This window comes from Nostoc sp. MG11 (assembly GCF_014904695.1).
In the GTDB taxonomy this organism is placed as follows: Bacteria; Cyanobacteriota; Cyanobacteriia; order Cyanobacteriales; family Nostocaceae; genus Komarekiella.
The window spans coordinates 16434-35037 of sequence record NZ_JACXXN010000028.1; the positions used below are offsets into that span (position 1 = coordinate 16434).

General features: G+C 44.6%; 15 protein-coding genes. 8 read left to right on the forward strand and 7 right to left on the reverse strand.

What is annotated here, in order from left to right; genetic code table 11:
- Positions 1-17: 17 nt before the first annotated feature.
- A complete protein-coding gene (locus HCR01_RS26905) occupies positions 18-692 on the forward strand; it encodes an O-methyltransferase (RefSeq protein WP_193199109.1) in 675 nt (224 codons plus the stop codon).
- Between the two features lie 88 nt (positions 693-780).
- Here HCR01_RS26905 and murG read toward each other — a convergent pair whose 3' ends face one another.
- Positions 781-1854 carry an undecaprenyldiphospho-muramoylpentapeptide beta-N-acetylglucosaminyltransferase gene (gene murG / locus HCR01_RS26910; RefSeq protein WP_193199110.1) on the reverse strand — a complete coding sequence of 358 codons (1074 nt, stop codon included), beginning with the start codon at positions 1852-1854 and terminating at the stop codon, positions 781-783.
- A gap of 84 nt (positions 1855-1938) precedes the next feature.
- Here murG and HCR01_RS26915 point away from each other — a divergent pair, with 84 nt between their 5' ends.
- From HCR01_RS26915 to HCR01_RS26930, 4 genes are all read left to right on the forward strand, one after another.
- Positions 1939-2796 (forward strand): nuclear transport factor 2 family protein, encoded by an 858-nt coding sequence (locus HCR01_RS26915; RefSeq protein ID WP_193199111.1) that lies wholly within the window; start codon positions 1939-1941, stop codon positions 2794-2796.
- A 215-nt stretch (positions 2797-3011) separates the two neighbouring features.
- Positions 3012-3785 carry an SDR family oxidoreductase gene (locus HCR01_RS26920; protein ID WP_193199112.1) on the forward strand — a complete coding sequence of 258 codons (774 nt, stop codon included), beginning with the start codon at positions 3012-3014 and terminating at the stop codon, positions 3783-3785.
- A gap of 37 nt (positions 3786-3822) precedes the next feature.
- The gene (locus HCR01_RS26925) at positions 3823-4479 is read left to right on the forward strand and encodes a DUF1295 domain-containing protein (RefSeq protein WP_193199113.1); all 657 of its coding nucleotides are present in this window, start codon (positions 3823-3825) and stop codon (positions 4477-4479) included.
- Positions 4480-4641: 162 nt separating this feature from the next.
- Positions 4642-5415, forward strand: a complete 774-nt coding sequence (locus HCR01_RS26930; protein ID WP_193199114.1) for a ZIP family metal transporter — start codon at positions 4642-4644, stop codon at positions 5413-5415.
- Between the two features lie 544 nt (positions 5416-5959).
- Here HCR01_RS26930 and HCR01_RS26935 read toward each other — a convergent pair.
- Entirely contained in the window at positions 5960-8563 is a 2604-nt protein-coding gene (locus tag HCR01_RS26935) for a polynucleotide kinase-phosphatase (protein ID WP_193199115.1), read from the reverse strand.
- Positions 8564-8652: 89 nt separating this feature from the next.
- A complete protein-coding gene (locus tag HCR01_RS26940; protein ID WP_193199116.1) occupies positions 8653-10041 on the reverse strand; it encodes a 3' terminal RNA ribose 2'-O-methyltransferase Hen1 in 1389 nt (462 codons plus the stop codon).
- A 121-nt stretch (positions 10042-10162) separates the two neighbouring features.
- Here HCR01_RS26940 and HCR01_RS26945 point away from each other — a divergent pair, with 121 nt between their 5' ends.
- Together HCR01_RS26945 and HCR01_RS26950 are read left to right on the forward strand one after the other, a co-directional pair.
- Positions 10163-10372 carry a hypothetical protein gene (locus tag HCR01_RS26945; protein WP_193199117.1) on the forward strand — a complete coding sequence of 70 codons (210 nt, stop codon included), beginning with the start codon at positions 10163-10165 and terminating at the stop codon, positions 10370-10372.
- Positions 10373-10436: 64 nt separating this feature from the next.
- A complete protein-coding gene (locus HCR01_RS26950) occupies positions 10437-12644 on the forward strand; it encodes a tetratricopeptide repeat protein (protein ID WP_226889653.1) in 2208 nt (735 codons plus the stop codon).
- A 118-nt stretch (positions 12645-12762) separates the two neighbouring features.
- Here the strand turns inward: HCR01_RS26950 and HCR01_RS26955 are convergent, their stop codons facing one another.
- Both HCR01_RS26955 and HCR01_RS26960 read right to left on the reverse strand, forming a co-directional pair.
- Positions 12763-12963: a DUF433 domain-containing protein gene (locus HCR01_RS26955; RefSeq protein ID WP_320073183.1), complete on the reverse strand. Its 201-nt coding sequence runs from the start codon at positions 12961-12963 to the stop codon at positions 12763-12765.
- A 483-nt stretch (positions 12964-13446) separates the two neighbouring features.
- Positions 13447-15114, reverse strand: a complete 1668-nt coding sequence (locus tag HCR01_RS26960; RefSeq protein WP_193199118.1) for an ArnT family glycosyltransferase — start codon at positions 15112-15114, stop codon at positions 13447-13449.
- Between the two features lie 340 nt (positions 15115-15454).
- Between HCR01_RS26960 and HCR01_RS26965 the strand changes: the two genes are divergently transcribed.
- A complete protein-coding gene (locus tag HCR01_RS26965; protein WP_193199119.1) occupies positions 15455-16147 on the forward strand; it encodes a GAF domain-containing protein in 693 nt (230 codons plus the stop codon).
- On the opposite strand, the gene HCR01_RS26970 is transcribed toward HCR01_RS26965, so the two are convergent.
- The gene (locus HCR01_RS26970; RefSeq protein WP_193199120.1) at positions 16123-17181 is read right to left on the reverse strand and encodes a glycosyl hydrolase; all 1059 of its coding nucleotides are present in this window, start codon (positions 17179-17181) and stop codon (positions 16123-16125) included. The two genes, HCR01_RS26965 and HCR01_RS26970, sit on opposite strands and share 25 nt — an antisense overlap.
- 79 nt (positions 17182-17260) lie before the next feature.
- A complete protein-coding gene (locus tag HCR01_RS26975; RefSeq protein WP_193199121.1) occupies positions 17261-18436 on the reverse strand; it encodes an FAD-dependent oxidoreductase in 1176 nt (391 codons plus the stop codon).
- Positions 18437-18604: the final 168 nt, after the last annotated feature.

Sequence of the window (18604 nt, forward strand, 5' to 3'; positions counted from 1 at the left end):
CTGTAAAGCGAGGATCTATGACTCAAGAACAATGGACTGCGGTTGACCATTATATCACCGATCTGCTTGTGCCGCCCGACCCCGCGCTAGATGCGGCGCTCCAGTCCAGTGCCGCGGCCGGTCTACCGCCGCACAACGTTTCGCCGAACCAGGGCAAGCTGCTACTGCTGTTGGCGCAGATCCACGGGGCACGTACCATCTTGGAGATTGGCACGCTAGGCGGCTATAGTACAATCTGGCTCGCGCGATCGCTGCCTGCCGATGGCCGCCTAATTACGCTGGAGTCTGACCCAAAGCACGCTGAAGTTGCCCGCGCCAACATCGGGCACGCCGGCCTAGGCGATATCGTTGAGCTGCGCCTCGGACGAGCGCTCTCTACGCTGCCGCAGCTTGTCGCCGAAAATCGCCGACCATTTGACCTGATCTTCATCGACGCCGACAAGCCAAGCAATCCAGATTACTTTGCGTGGGCGCTCAAGCTCTCCCGTCGCGGCAGCCTGATCATCGCCGATAATGTTGTCCGCAACGGAGCGGTGATCGATACTACCAGCAGTGATCCCAGTGTCCAGGGGGTACGCCGTTTTAACGAACTGCTCGCTGAGTCGTCACGTGTGAGTGCCACCGCGATCCAGACCGTGGGTAGCAAAGGGTACGATGGCTTCGCTATCGCCCTGGTTACTGCTGAGGATTAGCGCTTGCCCTCACTAAGGTGATTGTAGCGTTTTAAAAACCTTTCGCTTGGCGGCAGTCAAGCCTTGCAGCATACACTGCTACGACATCTCACATCTCCAACACCTCACGTACCAAAGACGCCAATTTCTCAGCACTATCGGGAACAGCGATCGCCTTTGCTTTCTCTGCCATTTTTGCCAACTCATCTGGCGATCGCAATAAATTCAACACCTGAGCTTGCAATATTTCAACTGTCAACTCCGATTGCTGAAATGTTAACGCTGCACCAGCTTTTGTAAATATGTCCGCATTGTAAGATTGATGGTCTTCCGCAGCAAAGGGGTAAGGAATCAAAATCGCTGGCGTTCCACACACCGCTAATTCTGTTAAACTACCCGCACCAGAACGACTAATTGCTAAAGAAGCCCGCCGCAATAAAGCTGCCATGTTGTCATAAAAGGGCAACTCTATATACTGCGGATGCTTGAGATTATCTGCTTCGGGATCGCGATCGCCAGTTAAATGCACTACATACGCACCAGCATCAAACCAAGCTTGAGTTGATTGGCGCACTAACTTATTAACTGCAACTGCACCTTGACTACCACCAAAGACGACAATCAAGGGAGCATTATCAGGAATGGGTAAATCTAGTGGTGTATTAATTCCTGCATCTAAGAATTGCGAGCGCACGGGAGTACCCACGCAGACATTTTTTGCACGAGGTAAATACTTAGTAGCTTCTATAAAGCCTAGAGCTACCGCACTGCACCAAGGGCCAAAAAAGCGAGTCACTTTACCTGGTAAAGCATTAGATTCGTGGAAAACCACAGGTAAACCGAGGGAACGCGCCGCAATGACGGCTGGCCCTGCAATATAACCTCCTGTAGTAAACATCCCTTGAAAATTTCCCTGTTTGAGAATTCGCCTAACTTCCAGAATCGAACTGACGAGTTTACCCAAGATGCGGAGAGAGGAGAGTCCAAACCCTTGCTGAAACCCTTCAACTGCAATAGTATGCAAAAGATACTGTTTGGGGACAAGTTGAGTTTCTAGGCGATTGGGTACGCCCAGCCATTCGATTTCATAATCTGGCAGTTTCTCGGCCAGTGCGATCGCTGGAAATAAGTGTCCACCAGTCCCACTGGCAGCTATTAGTAATTTTATCGGTGCGTTTGCCATCAAACCTCTACCGTTTAGCGCCTAGCTTAACTAAGATAAAACAATTTCCCTACCTTCTCTACTCAAATCAGTAAACTCTTACCAATGAATAACATTATTGCCTTATTAGTGAGACACCAACCAAGATTTTCCGTGAGCATCTGGTTGATTTTGTTTCTACTGACACTTGGTTTAAGCAGTAGTTGGCAACGCGCTCAAGCTAATGCACCACGACAATTACTTAAATCTGGGGAACTTGCTCAACGTAATACCTCCCAAAATGCACCCGCAGAACTGAGAAACTTGTTGACACAAGTTGATGCAGCCGCCAGTAAAGGCGATGTCAAAGGGGTGATGCAATTTTACGGTACTAATTTCATTCATGGGGATGGATTAAATCGCCAAACTTTAGAAAAAGCTTTAACTTCACTCTGGCAAAGATATCCAAATTTACGATACAGCACACAGCTACGCTCTTGGAAATCTGAAGGTAATGCGATCGTCGCCGAAACGGTAACTAATATCACCGGCTTACCTTCTGCCAACAGTAATAATATGGCTCTCAATGCCTCCATTACATCGCGTCAGCGCCTTACAAATGCAAAAATCGTCCGCCAAGACATTTTGGCAGAACGCACCCTGCTCACCTCTGGTAGCAAGCCACCCCAAATTGATTTTAAATTACCTCAGCAGGTGAGAGTCGGTCAGAAGTATAGTTTTGATGCGATCGTCAAAGAGCCACTGGGTGAGGATTTTCTTCTGGGAACAGCTTTGGAAGAACCTATCCAACCAAATAAATATCTCAATCCTACAACTGTAGATTTGGAATTACTGACATCTGGCGGACTTTTTAAAGTGGGACAAGCGCCATCCACCCCTGGTAGCCAATGGGTTTCGGCGGTGATTCTCCGAGGCGACGGTCTAACAATGGTAACTCAGCGCTTGCAAGTAGTGAAAAAGTGAGCATCGATTCAGTAATTGCAAAACCTAATTTCTTTTCAGTAAAATGACCAATTCTCATTGACTGTAGAGACGTTGCAATGCAACGTCTCTACAAAATAATCGGTTTTTCTCGCCCCTATCTTGAATACTGAATCGGTGTTCTAGTTGAGTTGTAAATTCGCGTCAGTTCCATATTATTGGACAATTGAGACTGAACTCTTGACTTTTGACTAATAATGATTTCTCTGCAAAATCAAATTATTTTGATCACTGGCGCAAGTAGTGGTATTGGTGCTGCTTGTGCGAGAGTTTTTGCGGGTGCAGGTGCGAAACTGATTTTGGCGGCGCGGCGATGGTCACGTTTGCAAGAGTTAGCAGATGCACTCACAAAAGAATTCAGCATTGAGATTCATTTATTACAGCTAGATGTGTGCGATCGCGCTGCTGTTGAATCTGCTATTTCTACCCTACCCCCTTCTTGGTCTAACATCGATATCCTAATTAACAATGCTGGTCTGAGTCGCGGTTTAGACAAGTTGCACGAAGCTAGCTTCCAAGATTGGGAAGAAATGATTGATACTAACGTTAAGGGTTTGCTTTATCTGACTCGTTATATTGTTCCTGGAATGGTAAGTCGTGGTCGCGGTCATGTGGTAAATCTAGGTTCTATCGCCGGACATCAAACCTATCCTGGCGGTAATGTCTACTGTGCTACGAAAGCTGCTGTCAAGGCAATTTCTGAAGGCTTAAAACAAGACCTGTTAGGAACCTCTGTACGCGTAACTTCTGTTGATCCAGGTATGGTAGAGACAGAATTTAGCGATGTCCGCTTTCATGGTGATACTGAACGTGCCAAAAAGGTTTACCAAGGAGTTACCCCCCTCACCCCAGATGATATAGCTGATGTGATATTTTTCTGCGTCACGCGATCGCCTCATGTCAATATCAACGAAGTTGTACTTATGCCAGTTGACCAAGCTAGCGCCACGTTGGTTAATCGACGAACATAAAAGTACCTATATTTAAGAAGATAAGGTTGCTAAACCCATGCAAAACACTGCCAACGTTGAAAAAAGTAGGGTGACAGCACTCACAGCCATTAACACAGCAAAAATTCTCACAATTGTCTGCTTGGTGGCTTTTGCTGTCGTCTTCGGTATCCAAGACTTTCGACAGATTATCTATCTCTGTCTGCATATTAGCTATTGTCTCTGGTGGCTAGTGGAACAGTGGTTTTATCCCCAGCGGCGACAGATATTTAATGAACCTATGGGGGTTAGTAGGTTTATCCTTGTATTATTTTTTGTCGGGTTTTTGTATGCCCTACCTGGATATCTGGCATTTACCAATCCTGTCCCTCTATCAATGACAACAACTGCTGTAGCACTACCGCTGTATACTTTTGGTACGCTGATCAATGCAACCGCTGATGTCCAAAAGCTTAGCGCTAAACAATACGGTGCGGGGCTGGTTCGTGATGGGATTTGGCGATTTTCTCGTAATATTAATTACTTTGGCGATTTGCTGCGGTATCTAAGTTTTAGTGTTGTGGCTGGTTCGCCTTGGGCTTATTTTGTACCAGTAGCAGTCTTATTTACTTCTCTCCAACGTATGTCCCAGAAAGACCAGTCAATGTCCGCCAAGTATCCAGACTATGCCGAGTACCAACAATCCAGCGTTCGCTTGATTCCGTTTATTTGGTAATTCTCTTGATATGCAGATTTAATTGAATAATTAATCATTCCAAAGATATATTTTTATCAATCGCAGACATTTTTCCGCCTGCGATTTTTTTATAAAATTAGTTACAAATCATAATCATTTCGACTATGATTTATTTAGAAAATTGGATAAAGAATCCCAGGTATGGAAAGCCTTGTAATCGGTGCGATCGCTAGTTTAGGTGCAGGACTTGCCACAGTCATCGGTGCCTTGCCAGTTTTATTACCAATAAATCTCACACAGCGAGTGCAGGGAATCATGCTGGGGTTTGGTGGAGGAGTGATGTTAGCAGCAACATCATTTTCGTTAATTGTGCCAGCAAAAGAAGCAGCAACAGATCAAGGTCAATCTCAAGCTAGTGCAGCTTTAATTATTGTTGGGGGGATGCTACTAGGCGGAGTTTTTTTACAACTGGCACATCGGTTTTTACCTCACGAACATTTCTTTAAAGGACAAGAAAATGTTCACCGTAATAACCTTAAGCGAATTTGGCTATTTATTGCTGCAATTACTATTCACAACTTCCCCGAAGGTTTAGCTGTAGGAGTTAATTTTGCTAACAACAACATTAGCGATGGTATACCTGTAGCTTTGGGAATTGGTTTGCAAAACATCCCAGAAGGTTTAGTAGTGGCATTATCTTTAGTATCTGAGAAGTATTCACCAGGTTATGCAGTGTGGATATCTCTGCTTACAGGTTTAGTTGAACCAATTGGCGGTTTGATTGGTGTAGGTGTGGTGAGTGTCGCTAATTTTGTCTTACCTTGGGCGATGGCGTTTGCAGCGGGAGCAATGTTATTTGTGATTAGTGATGAAATTATCCCCGAATCTCATCGCAAAGGCTTAGAGAAAGAAGGAACTATCGGTGTAATGTTGGGCTTTGTAGTCATGATGTTTTTAGATATTGCTTTAGGGTAATGTAACTTAATTCCTAGATCGCGATCGCCAACTTGATAGCTGGCATTACAGGCGATCGTTTACCTTATTGCGTCAACTCTGAAGTTTATCTATAGCACGTCAATAACCTCGCTCCGAGACGTTGCATTGCAACGTCTCTACACGCATGAAATTTGTACAAAAAATAGACCTCTTGCACGAATATCTGAAAATAAGAATTTTAAGGTTCACGCAGAGGCGCAGAGGCGCAGAGAGTAACGAGAAATTTATCTATTTGGAGTTCATAATCTGATTCATGCAAGAGGTCTAATCTTTAATTGGCGTTGCTGAATCCAGGTATGAATTTATCGGGCTACGCCCCGCTACGCTAACACGCAGAGACGCAGCGGAAAGTCTGAGCGCCGGCTTCCGACGAACAGACGCCACTTGCTTCAAGCCGGGGAACCCGTCCAACGCAGTGGCTCAACTTTTCAAGACAGAGGCGCAGAGAGTAAGAGTTTAAAATGTTAAGTTTTTAAATTTCATACTTCAATTCAGCAATGCCCTTTAATTAAACTGTGTTGTACTATAATCGCGGATCTACAGGTTCACTCTCTAGCGCCAAAATCCCGAAAACACATTCATGCACGCGGCGCAGCGGAGTATGAGAGACAAATCGCTCCAAGGCTTCAACACCCAGAGCAAACTCCCGCATCGCCAGAGAACGCTTGAGGGATAGCCCACGTTGTCGCAGACGTTGCAGATTCTCCGGCGCTGAATATTCTACACCGTAGATAATCCGCAAATATTCTTGTCCGCGACACTTCACCGCAGGCTGCACAATGCCGCGACTGCCTTGGACAATGAATTGCATTGGCTTGACAACCATACCTTCACCACCCGCAGCAGTAAGTTCTTCCCACCAATGAATTCCTTCAGCTTGGCTGCTTGGGTCAGTCAAATCTATGACTTTATAGGCAGTTGCTAAGAGCAAGACGGGGTCTGATTGGCAGATTTTGGCGATTTGCTCCATATGCCAGCGATGATCTTTGTCGATGTGGGCGGCTCCCTCTGTTGCCAGGATGTGGAAGGGTGCGAGTTTTAGATCAGAAATATCGGTGACAGACCAGCAGTAGCGGCGGTAGGCAGTGATATACTGATGCGCCATCTCTGCACGTTGCTGGTAGTGGCTGAGTTGGTTGCTGATTTCGACGTTGCGATCGCTTGCTTGTTGCAATAAGCTAACAGCATCATTGAGAGCAAGGCGTGATGCCACTCCCACAGGTGCATACTGTTCTCGCAGTAACCCTTGTGCTTTAGCTGACCAAGGCATCAATTCACAGTCTAGACACACCCAATCGGTATTAAACTCTTCCCAAAAGCCGCTTTGGGAAAGAGCAGCATTCACCCGCGCCAATAGTTCCGCTTCCAATGCTGGATTATCAAAGAAACGCCTTCCTGTGCGGGTGTAGCAGATGCCAATACCTTCATTCACCACACCAAACCGTTTCTCGGCAACTCCTAAATCCCGGCAAATAACCACCACTGCCCGCGAACCCATGTGTTTTTCTTCGCAAACTACTTCAGTGATTTCCTGTTGGTAGTAGGCAAAGGCTTGCGCTGGGTGTTCCAAATATCCCAGTGTTGAAGATGTTTCCACAGGGGACATAGTGGGTGGTAGGTAAATCAGCCATTTCGGATTAGCGGCAAAACGGCTCATCACTTCTAAAGCCGCGATCGCATTTTCTTCTCGAATGGTAATGTTGGGCTTAAGTCGCGTGTTAATGAGGCGCTTACCCAATACGTCCTCAATGTGCAGGACATCATCGAGTTCCTGCTGAGATGTGCGTGTGACTGTGTTTTGTACCAAAGGTTTCACAGGTTCGCAGTATATACGAGCAGCCGGAATGCTCACCAATTCTTTTTCTGGATAGCGGAGGGCGGTGAGTTTGCCGCCAAAGACACAGCCTGTATCAATATCAATAGTGTTATTCAGCCATTCTGCTTCTGGTACAGGAGTATGCCCGTAAACTACCATCGCTTCACCCCGATATTCTCCCGCCCAGTTATAGCGGACGGGTAAGCCAAACTCATCAATCTCGCCAGTAGATTCACCATACAGAGCAAACTCGCGCACCGCACCAGATCCCCGTCCCTGCATTTCTTGTTTCATCCCCGCGTGAGCCACCACTAACCGTCCGTCATCTAGGAGGTAGTGACTTATTAAGGAATCCAGAAATTTTTGCAGTTCTTTTGCGAAAGGTTCGCGCACCTCATCGGGTAACGCCTCAATCTCATGTAGGGTTTGCTCTAACCCATGATTGACTCGGACATTTTTACCTCGTAGTTTCCGCAATAGCTTGTTTTCATGATTACCAGGAACGCAGATAGCTGCACCTGCCATAACCATGTTTCGCACCAGCTTGACTGTATCTAAGATACGCGGGCCACGGTCTACTAAATCACCCAAAAAAACAACTTTCCGTCCTTGGGGGTGGTAGTAAATAGGAGTGTCCCAGAGAGTGGAAGTAAATTCTTCCCCCCTGCTCCTCTGCTCCCCTGCCCCTCTGCCCTTCTCATAGCCTAATTGTTGGAGTAATGCTTCAAGTTCGTCGCAACAGCCATGAATGTCGCCGATGATGTCAAAGGGGCCGTGTTCGTGTTTTAGGTTGTTCCAGAGGGGTTGGCGTTCGATTTCAACAGCTTCAATTTCTGCTAGAGAGTTGAGAGTGTAGACATAGCGGAAACCTTCTTTTTCCAAACCACGTAGAGAACGCCGTAACATTTGGCTATGACGCCGCACTACATGGGAGCCGAACTGGCGATTGCTGCGCTGTTGGTTGCGTTCATGGCATAATTCTTCTGGTAAGTCGAGGACGATCGCGATCGCAAAGCAATGATATTGTCGTGCCATTTGCAATAGAATTTTGCGATCTTCCATCTGCACGTTGGTAGCATCAATTACAGTCAGTTTAGCTGCTGCTAGCCGTTTGGCAGTAATGAAGTGCAACACCTCAAAGGCATCTTTGGTAGCAGACTGGCTATTTTCATTATTGGAAACCAAGCCGCGACAAAAGTCTGAAGACAGCACCTCGAAGGGTTGAAAGTGCTTATGGGCAAAAGTTGACTTACCGGAACCGGAAGCACCGATGAGGACAATTAGGGATAGTTCGGGAATAGTTATTTTCATAGTTTTTTTTAACGTAGACGCGTAGCGGCTTGCCGCAGGCTACCGCCAAGGACGCAAAGGGCGCAAAGGAAGAAATAAGTAGGATGAAATTAGGAATTATGGTTAAACACTGCCATCTGTGTGGGTGAACCTACTTCTAAGTCTTCTGTGCCTACAGGTTGAAGTTCCACAGTATAGCCAAAGCGTTCTGCTACTTGGTTTGCCCAGTTTGTAAACTCTGCGCGCGTCCATTCAAAGCGGTGGTCTTTGTGTCGTAGTTTCCCCGCAGGTAAGTTCTCAAATTTGACGTTGTACTCAATATTGGGCGTTGTCACCACTACCGTTTTGGGTTGGGTAAACTCAAATAAAACTCGCTCAAATGACCCCAAACGCGGCAAATCAAGATGCTCAATTACCTCAATCACCGTAGCAGCATCGTAGCCACTAAAGCGTTTATCTTGATAGGTAAGTGCGCTTTGGATTAATTGCAGACGTTCCCATTGATTGCGAGGGAGATGCAGGCGGTCTAATCGTTCTTGAGCGACTTCTAGCGCCCTGTAGGAAACATCGACACCCGCAATTTGCTCGAAATAACCATCTTTAAGCAAGAGTTTCAGCAGAGTTCCCTGACCACAGCCTAAATCAATCACTCGCTTTGCACCCCTTTGCTTCAAAGCCGCAATCACCGCATTCATCCGCTGCTGATTTAAACTAATCGGCTTTTCTACCGCTGCTTCTTCCTGGGCATGAGTTTCTTCAGCACTATCGGGATCGGGATTGTCTTCCTCTGCTAATTGGGCTAAAGCCAGACGAGTTAAGCGATGTTGTCGTTTTAGGTAACGTTTGGTAATTTGTTCTCGCGCTGGATGTGTAGTTAACCAACCTTCGCCATGACGCAATAGTTTTTCGATTTCTTCATCGCCTACCCAGTAATGTTTATCGTCGTCTAATACTGGAATCAAAACGTAGAGGTGACTTAACAAATCGCTTAAGGGTAAGGTGTGCTGAAGTTCGACGCTAAAGTATTGGCTCTGTCCCCATTCAGGAAATTCCTCATTTAAAATGTGACCTTCGGCACTCACACTGTAACCCAATGGCTCAAACAGTTCCCGCAAAAAACTTTCACCACCGCGACAGGGTAAGACAGACAGTTTTGCTGTCAAAGGAATAGGAGTTTGTACTAGTTCTGGGAACTCTTTGCAGCGACCTCCTAAAGCCGTGCTAAATACCTGAGCAATCGCTACACTTAAAAATGAAGAAGCAACATAAGGGCGATCGTTTACATATTGTTCCAGCCTAGCACTGCGTCCCCGCACCAATTTCACGGGGTCAACATCCAACAATAACGCCACCATGCATCGCTGGGTATTTGCTTCCGGGTAAAAGACGTGCGCTTGTCCAAAAGAAAGAGAAAAAGACTGACAGCGGTCAGGGTGTTTATGCAACAGATAGCCTAACTCTGTTGCTGGGAAGTGTGTCGTTGCGATCGTTAGCAGCATTCACTTATGTAAAGGTGAAAATGAGGCAAGAGTTAATAAATACCGCTTCAGGGTAAACGATTACGGAAAGAAATGATGGCGTTGTTGAGGAATATTACAGCGTTTTTCAACTGGAAGTCCCTTGCAGGTCGATGCAATAGCATTGCAGGTCGATGCAATAACATTGCAAGCCGATGCAATAACATTGCAAGCCGATGCAATAACATTGCAGGTCGATGCAATAACATTGCAGGTCGATGCAATAACATTGCAGGTCGATGCAATAACATTGCAGGTCGATGCAATAACATTGCAGGTCGATGCAATAGTATTGCAGGTCAATGGTGTTTAAGCAGTAGTTGGTATAATCCATTCAAGTGTTGCCATATTAATCACCTCTAGCCATCAACCCTGTGTTGGATATACAGACAATTCAAAAATTCTACCAAGACCACAGAGAGTTCATTAACACCCTCATTTCTGGTGGTCTATCTGCAATAATTCCTGTAGTTGCAGGTTTTATTTGGTGGTTAAGATGGCGACACCGCCAGCAACGCATTCCCTCTTCAAGTTTTCCTTTTGAGGTGATTAAGCCACAAAGTCAAGACGTGTTACAGCGGATTCTCGGCGGGGATGATAATGACCCCTTGGCTGATAGAAATATTGGTTACCAAGTACGAGTGACTAATCGCAATGTTTGTCACGAATTAAAACAGTTGTTGGAGAAAGAAGAATCGCGCTGGGTATTGATTCTAGGACAGAGTGGGCTGGGAAAAACGCGAGAAGCAACAGAATTGGCAAATCATCTCAACCAAGAAGGTTGGACAGTTTTGTTCCTCAAGCCGGGAGAATGGCTAGATTTTCCGGCGCAGTTGTCATCAGAGATTGGCACAGACCGGAAGTTGCTATTTTTCCTAGATGATTTAAATCAAAAGATGCAGCGCGGTCATGAAGAAATATCGCCAGAAGCAGAGAAAATTCCTGTACAAAGATTAAAAGTATCATTGCAAGAGCGACTACTGCAAGCGTTGGAGAAGTACGAAAAGTTTTGCGGTAAGTCAGAAATTCGGGTAATTGCTACGGCGCGAAATGAGAGAATTTCAGACTTTGAGGGAGAACCAACCCATTGGGACAAACTGCAATGGGAAAAATATCCGCAGTTATTGAATCGCTTTACTCGTTACGAGTTGGCGAAACCAGAAGATAACGCAATTATTGAGTTGTTCAATGAAACCATTCCCAACACAAATATTTCCGCCAAGGTTGAAGATTATCCCGCATTAGCTAGCCGCAATGACCGCACTTTTAGAAATGTTGTCGAGAATCTCCGCAGCCTGAAAAATAACGAACAACCTTTGAACCTCAAAACTTATCGACACAGCCTAAAAGACACTTGGGAAGAACGCTACAAAAAAGCTGTGCGGAAATATCCGGCAAGCCGTTACATTTATGATGCTGTGGATTTGCTGCAAAAATTCGACATCGAACTACAGCAATTTACCGTGGAAGCGACAGCACGACTGTTAGCAGGTGGAAATTTTTGGCAGCAATTGCAGTATTGGCGGCAAATTCGGATTGCGACTAACTTGTTGATTCATAGTGAACGCATTTTAGAACCCCATGATGGACAAATTGAGGCAAAGAGAAGGCGGGTAGAAGCAGGAGAATACATTTTGCGCTTATCACGCTTATTGCTAAAACTAGCAGAACGTTACCCTACACAAATGCAGGAATCACTGATTAGTTTTGGTAATAAAGTTTCTCGATTAGGTCGCTATAAAGAAGCATTAGCTAGCTTTGATAAAGCTATAAATATATCACCTGAGTCTAGTTTAATATGGTTTTTAAAAGGTAATGAGCTATTTTATTTAGGAAAATTTCAACAAGCGATCGCCTTTTACGACAAAGCTATAGAATTTAAACCAAGCTCACACAAATCTTGGTACAACCGGGGCATGGCACTGGATAAGTTAGTTAGGGAAGAAGAAGCGATTGTCTCTTACGACAAAGCCATAGAATTCAAACCTGATAAGCACGAAGCTTGGAATAATCAAGGCTACACACTATCTAATTTAGGAAGATTTGAAGAAGCTATTACTTCTTACGATAAAGCCATAGAGTTCAAACCTGATGACCATGTAGTTTGGTACAATCGAGGCAATACGCTGTCTATTTTAGGAAATTTTAAAGCAGCTATCACTTCTTACGATAAAGCCATAGAATTTAAACCAGACTTTTACCAAGCTTGGAATAACCGAGGCTTAAGATTGTCGAATTTAAACAGATTTGAAGAAGCGATCGCCTCTTATGATCAAGCTATAAAATTAAAATCAAACTTACACGAAGCTTGGTATAATCGGGGCAATACACTGTGGAATTTAGGAAGAAAAAAAGAAGCGATCGCATCTTACGATAAAGTCATAGAATTCAAACCAGACTTTTACCAAGCTTGGTATGAAAAGGCTCGCTGTTATGCATTGCAGGGGAATATTGAGCAAGCAGTCTATAATTTACAACAAGCTATCAATCTAAATCTTGAAGAATGCCGAGAAAGAGTGAAAACAGACTCTAATTTTGACAGCATTCGTAATGACAAACGATTTCAGGTATTACTGCAAAGTTAGATGGGCAGTTTACACTAAATTAAACTACAACAGCCAAGATATAAAAACTCTTCTTGTGAAAAGACATCGTACCATTAATCGTATTACTGCTAATGAAATTTGCAAACAAGCAGGTTTATTACCTAATTTTTAATTGCTCTGCTAGTTTGTATTGAAGCACTGTTTTGAAAGGATAAACCCGCTCTTGAGTCAACCATGCAGCATAAAGTAGAGATTGACGAATATCCTCTGGTTCTAAATCAGGATATTCTTCTAAAATTTCCTCTACAGGTTTTCCATTAGCTACCAAATTTACCACTAAAGAAACCGGAATTCGCATCCCACAAATGCAAGCCCACCCATAATACTAGGGTAAAATGTAATTTTGTCTAGACCTAACATAAATTATCCCTCCAACATCTATTTGTTGCTTAGAAGAAGAGGATGTTTGAAAAGTCCTTGGTGATGTATCAAATACTTTTAGATCCCCCTAAATCCCCCTTAAAAAGGGAGACTTTGATTCCGTTTCCCCCTTTTGAAGCTACGGTGTACACACATCTCTGTACAAAACCAAAATCGTTGTATATCCTCCTAAATCCCCCTTCAAAAGGGGAACTTTGAGAGGTTTTTGCCCCTCTTTTGAAGGGGGGTTGAGGGGATCAATAAGTGCCTAATATCACAGCCGACCACTTTTCAAACAACCTCTAAGCCATATATTCATGAAATCTCGCGTTCTGTCACCAGTTTTATCTTAGTTTAAATCGAGTTATGAGGTTAAATGATGAGCATTAACGCTTATTCATAAAATTTTCTGCGCTAACTTTCAAATCCCATAAGAGCGGGGATAAGGCTTTAGAAGTGTCTTAGCCTGATAGACATAAACGACATTAATAACCACCCCACCGCGTCGAATTGGTATCGTTTCAATCTCACTCAAGCTGTTAAAGTAAGTTCGATAGTTAGCCATCAAATCTTGTCTTTTATTAAAGGGATTAGTAGTGATGTATAGCGCATCTTTTCCCAGCCATTGATTAGCCTCTGACCAAAAAGCAAAACCACGCAAATCTTTGCCAATATCAAAGCAAGTAATCGGTATGTCAGCAATGGGTTCAAGAGACATAGCTATCGGCCCACCCAGGTAATAGCGATTGGTAAAAATAAAGCTAGAGTTTTGTAGCGCTGCACTGAGGACGGGAGATTTAGCAAAGCCGCGCCGCAGTTGTTGAATATCAATTAGTTCTGTAGATGGGTCATCTTTGGGAGGCAAGAACCCACCCAGTAAAGCGTATTGGCTAGGCTTTTGTACTATTCCTGTTGTGACTTGCAACAGTGCAATGAGTAAAATACTGCTCACCATAATTCCCGAACCTAAAAGCCATCGCCGTACACTACGTCGAGATTGCTGCTGCCATAAGATTGCTTGTTGTCCTAACAGCAAGGTTAACCCCCAAAATCCTGGCATTGACCAGGCAGGCAAAATTTGCCGATATCCACCTATCAGAGTAAACCCTAAAGTTAAGGGCAGAGACACCCATAAAATCAAGAGCCACGAAGACTCTAACTCTTTTCTGGAGGTTAGTGATTTTTTAGAAAAAACTTGCATTGTTCCAGCCAAAGCTGGTCGCAAACTCACCCACCAGAGGGGAAATCCTATAGTTGGGAACAGATAAGCTACCCCAGCTAAACAAACGCCTCCTACACTCAGCAGATTGTAGCCGCCTCTGGGTACTGCTCGCTCTGATTGAAAACGAAACGACACCCAATCATGCTGCATATTCCAAAGCAAAATTGGGGAGATGGTGAGCACAAATAAGCCTAATGCTAACCATGCCCAAGGAGAGCGGAAAACAGAGCGATGGCGTGGACTCGTTAGACAAAAACCAACTAGCCCTAGTCCTAAGAGAAAACCGTGATATTTGCTGAGGCAGGCTAATCCGACCAGAATACCAAGAATTGCTAAGCGGTAACTGGGAAGGTATGAATTAGATGAGCAGGGTTCATCCTGCAACAGGCTTTGTTTTTGAGTTTGAGGCTGCCGAAAAAATTCATCCGCTGCACAGTATAAACTAGCTGACCAAAAAAAGATCAAGGGACTATCGGGGAGACTGAGGACGCCAAAGCCAACTAGAAAAATTGGACTGATGGTAGCGATCGCTAAAGTCAAGCTAGCAGCCTTAGCAGAAAATAATTTCAGGCTAGTCAGATACAATAGCACCAAACTGCCTGTATGCCAAATCAATGCTCCCAGACGAATCGTAAATTGCGATACAACACCAGTTGACCACGGACCAAAACCAGTTGTCAGCCCCACAAGCATTGGATGATCAAAATAACTCCAGTCCAGATGCAGGCTGTAAAGATAGTAGTAAGCCTCATCAAAGGTAGGGTAAAGCCAGAAAGCAATAAAGGCTCGAAACAGCAGTCCCCCAACCAGTAAAAAAAGCACTGACTGATTAGTTTTTTGAGCTAACCATTTCTGAGCTATTTGCATTTACTTAAATTCCTATACAAACAAAATCATCTTATGGCAGCAGCATGGCAACGTAAAACTTTATTTGTGGTCTTTGATACTCGTTCATCCACCTTTGAACTGGATTAACGAGTGTTTGAACCGGATGAATCTACCTCTCAACTCCGTTAACGAGTCTTTGAACTGGATAAATCCACCTCTAAACTTCGTTAACGAGTCTTTGATACTCGCTAACAAGCATAAATACTCCGCCCCTCTGCACCTTTAAACCTAATTGGCAACACCAAGTTTTAATATGAAGCTATAATTTGCAGAAATATAAACACCTTATCTGTTTTTTTGTATTTCCTGGAGTTGAGTAATGGTATTTTGGGGAGATCACACTGGCTTACCAAAGCCTTACAAGGGCTGGAATGTATTCGTAGGTAATGGGCCAGACAATACAGAAAATCAGCTTGTTGCTTCTGTCAAAAAGCTGCTTGGTTGGCTAAAAGAATATATGTCTGTAGATACTGTCACGCTTCTACTACCTACTAAAGACAAACAGAATCTATTCGTGTATGCCACCATCGGACTTAAAGAGGAAATCACAGAAAATATTCAAATTCCCATTGGGCAAGGTGTTGCTGGTCGTATTGCCGCCAGCAATGAACCAATGATAGTCAAAGATCTATCAAAGGTAGAAGTTGTAAGTCCTATTTTGCGACAAAAGGGTTTGCGATCGCTCGTCGGTGTTCCATTGCCCATCAAGCAGGGAGTAACCGGGGTTTTACACGTTGGCACGTTCAAATCCCACCAATTCACCGAGCGCGATATACAGCAATTGCAACTCGTTGCTCATCGCCTGAGATTGAAGATAGCAGATATAGAACTGTTTAATCTGCAAAAGCTGGATGACTTAGTATGTTGCTTTAATCTTCAAAAGATAGCTACGTTGAGGACTTCAATTATGTCCCTCTGGTGGAACAGGTTAAAGTTAAGTTTTTCAGCAATTAAGCAAAAATGTCAGCCCAGCAAATATGCTTTGATTTATTCACCCCAGCGATGCCACTGATGAAAATTAGCTCCTGCACTCACTGCTAAACCAATTTGGTGCTGTGACGATAGCTCATCATAGCCACCTTCGTTAGCGCCAATGTAGTACATACGGAAACTACCATCATCCATTGGCACTACACAAGGCGTACCTACTGCTCGTGCGTCCCAGCGACCAGAACCCTTCTGGGAATGACAAAATACGGAACCATTGGCTTGCTCACCTTTATCTTTTTGCCAATGAATGCCATCATCAGAAGTGGCTACACCGATAGAGTGATAACCGCTGCTGTTGACACCTTCGTAGAACATGACGTACTGGCCGTTTATCTTCAGTACATGGCGAGTACCAATACCCCGTTCATCGAAGCTTCCAGGCTCACCTGGGCCGAGGATTTGGCCGACTTTTTCCCAGCACAAACCATCGGTAGAAACCGCTAAGCCTACTAGGAATCCTTTGTCTGGGTTCAAGGTGTGATAGTACAGCTTCCAAGTTCCATCATCATCACGTAGTACTTGTGGCCACGCGCAGAACAGTGCATCGAATTCTTCTGGTTTGCCTATATCAAGGAAGGCTCCTTGGTAAGGGCCTTCCAGTCGTATCCAATTGATGCCGTCACGCGAAACGGCACACCCAGGGCGCATCTGCACTCCTTTAGCTTGAAACTTTCCCATGTTGACAACTGTATGGTTGCCACCGAAGTACCACATCCAATAAAGACCATCATAGAAGTTTACATTGCTGACACCGACATGAGCTGAATCAAAGCGACTAGGTTCTGGGTGAGGCTCAAAAATAGCTCCCATAGTTAGAGAACCCTTCACCCTTTCCCAATGAACACCGTCAGTAGAAATAGCTAAACCACAGCGACCAGTAGGCAAGTTAATTTGCCGATCAAAAGAAGCGTCTCGACCGTAGTACCACATCTTCCAAACGCCATCGGGACAGCGCATAACCTGCGGTGCAGAAACCCGCTCGGAATCCCACCAGCCTTTTGAACCAGGTGCTAATACCAAGCCGGGTTGATTGATTTGCATTGCTTCATGACTCATAATCTAAAATCCAAATTCTAAGATTTCAGCAATTACCGAAGTAGTGATACCAAATTGGGAAAGGAAGTATTAACAGCACTCAGGACTTTTTCAAATCAGTTGCTACGGTTGGCTTATAGTTATACAGCCACTCCTCAAACTCAGTATCACTTACTTGGGCTTTCTCCATCATTCCCCGAAGATATGTTTCGCTGTCGGCTTTATAGGCGCGGTTCGCCTGCACTGCGTTGCGGATCTGGATTACTTGTGTGCGCGGTTTACGATTGTTTTCGTAGTTAGCAAGGGCTGCTTCTATAGTGGAGGCAGATGATAAGCATTGGGAAAGTTCCCATGCATCTTCAAACGCAGTATTCGCTCCTTGTCCTAGTAATGGAACCATCGGATGGGCTGCATCACCCAAGAGAGTGACTCTGCCTTGGCTCCAATTTTGTAACGGCAGTCTGTCGGATATTGGTCGTTCTATAATATCTTCAGCATCCGTTGCTTTGACGATCGCCTGCACTGGTTCTGCCCAACCAGAAAATTTTTCTTGAACGCGAGACTTAACATCAAAGGTACTCTGGGCGACAAATTCGTCCGGTGCTAGTGTAGCAGCACTCCAGAATAAATATCCGCTACCCAAGTCAAAGAAACCGAAAATTTTGCCATCGGCTGCTGTCATTGACATGACTTCGTTAGGAGGTAGTAGTTCATGGCTGTACTTGATAACGGCACGCCAAGACATACGACCAGCATAGCGAGGAGATCCGTCACCAATCAACGTCTGTCTAACTGCGGAGTTTAACCCATCAGCCCCGATCAACAAATCAGCCTGCACTTTCTTACCTTCATCAAAGTAGACTTCAACACCGCTGTTGTTTTGCTCAAAGCCAATACATCGATGATTGAGGTGAATAGCGTCGTTTGGCAGTGAGTCTGCAAGAATCTCTTGCAGACGTGACCACCTGATCTGCAACATTGGCCGCCCATATTTCTCCATGAACGTAACTGATTTCTGGGCAATTAGCTCACCAGTGCTTTTTCTCAAGTTAAGCATACGGGTTTGACTACCCGCGCCTTCCAAGGACTCAACTATACCAGGAGCGATCGCATCAAGACTATTTAAACCGTTGGGAAAAAGCGTTAGACCAGCACCAATTGGTCGTAAGGAATATGCTTTCTCGTAGACTTGGGCATCAATACCTTGTTTTCGCAGGGCGATCGCAACTGTTAAACCACCAAGTCCAGCACCGATAATAACTACTTTTTTGACCATGATTTTGGGGCTTTTGCTGGGGTTTTCCTAACAAAAAGTTGTACTTTGCCTGATTATTGATTTTTAGATCAAACAATACAAGTTTTCATCAATCCTTAGAGAGTTTTCTTAACAAAGCTTCGTATGTATGTAGGTCAAAGACACCTTCTTATCCCTAACCTAATCGGC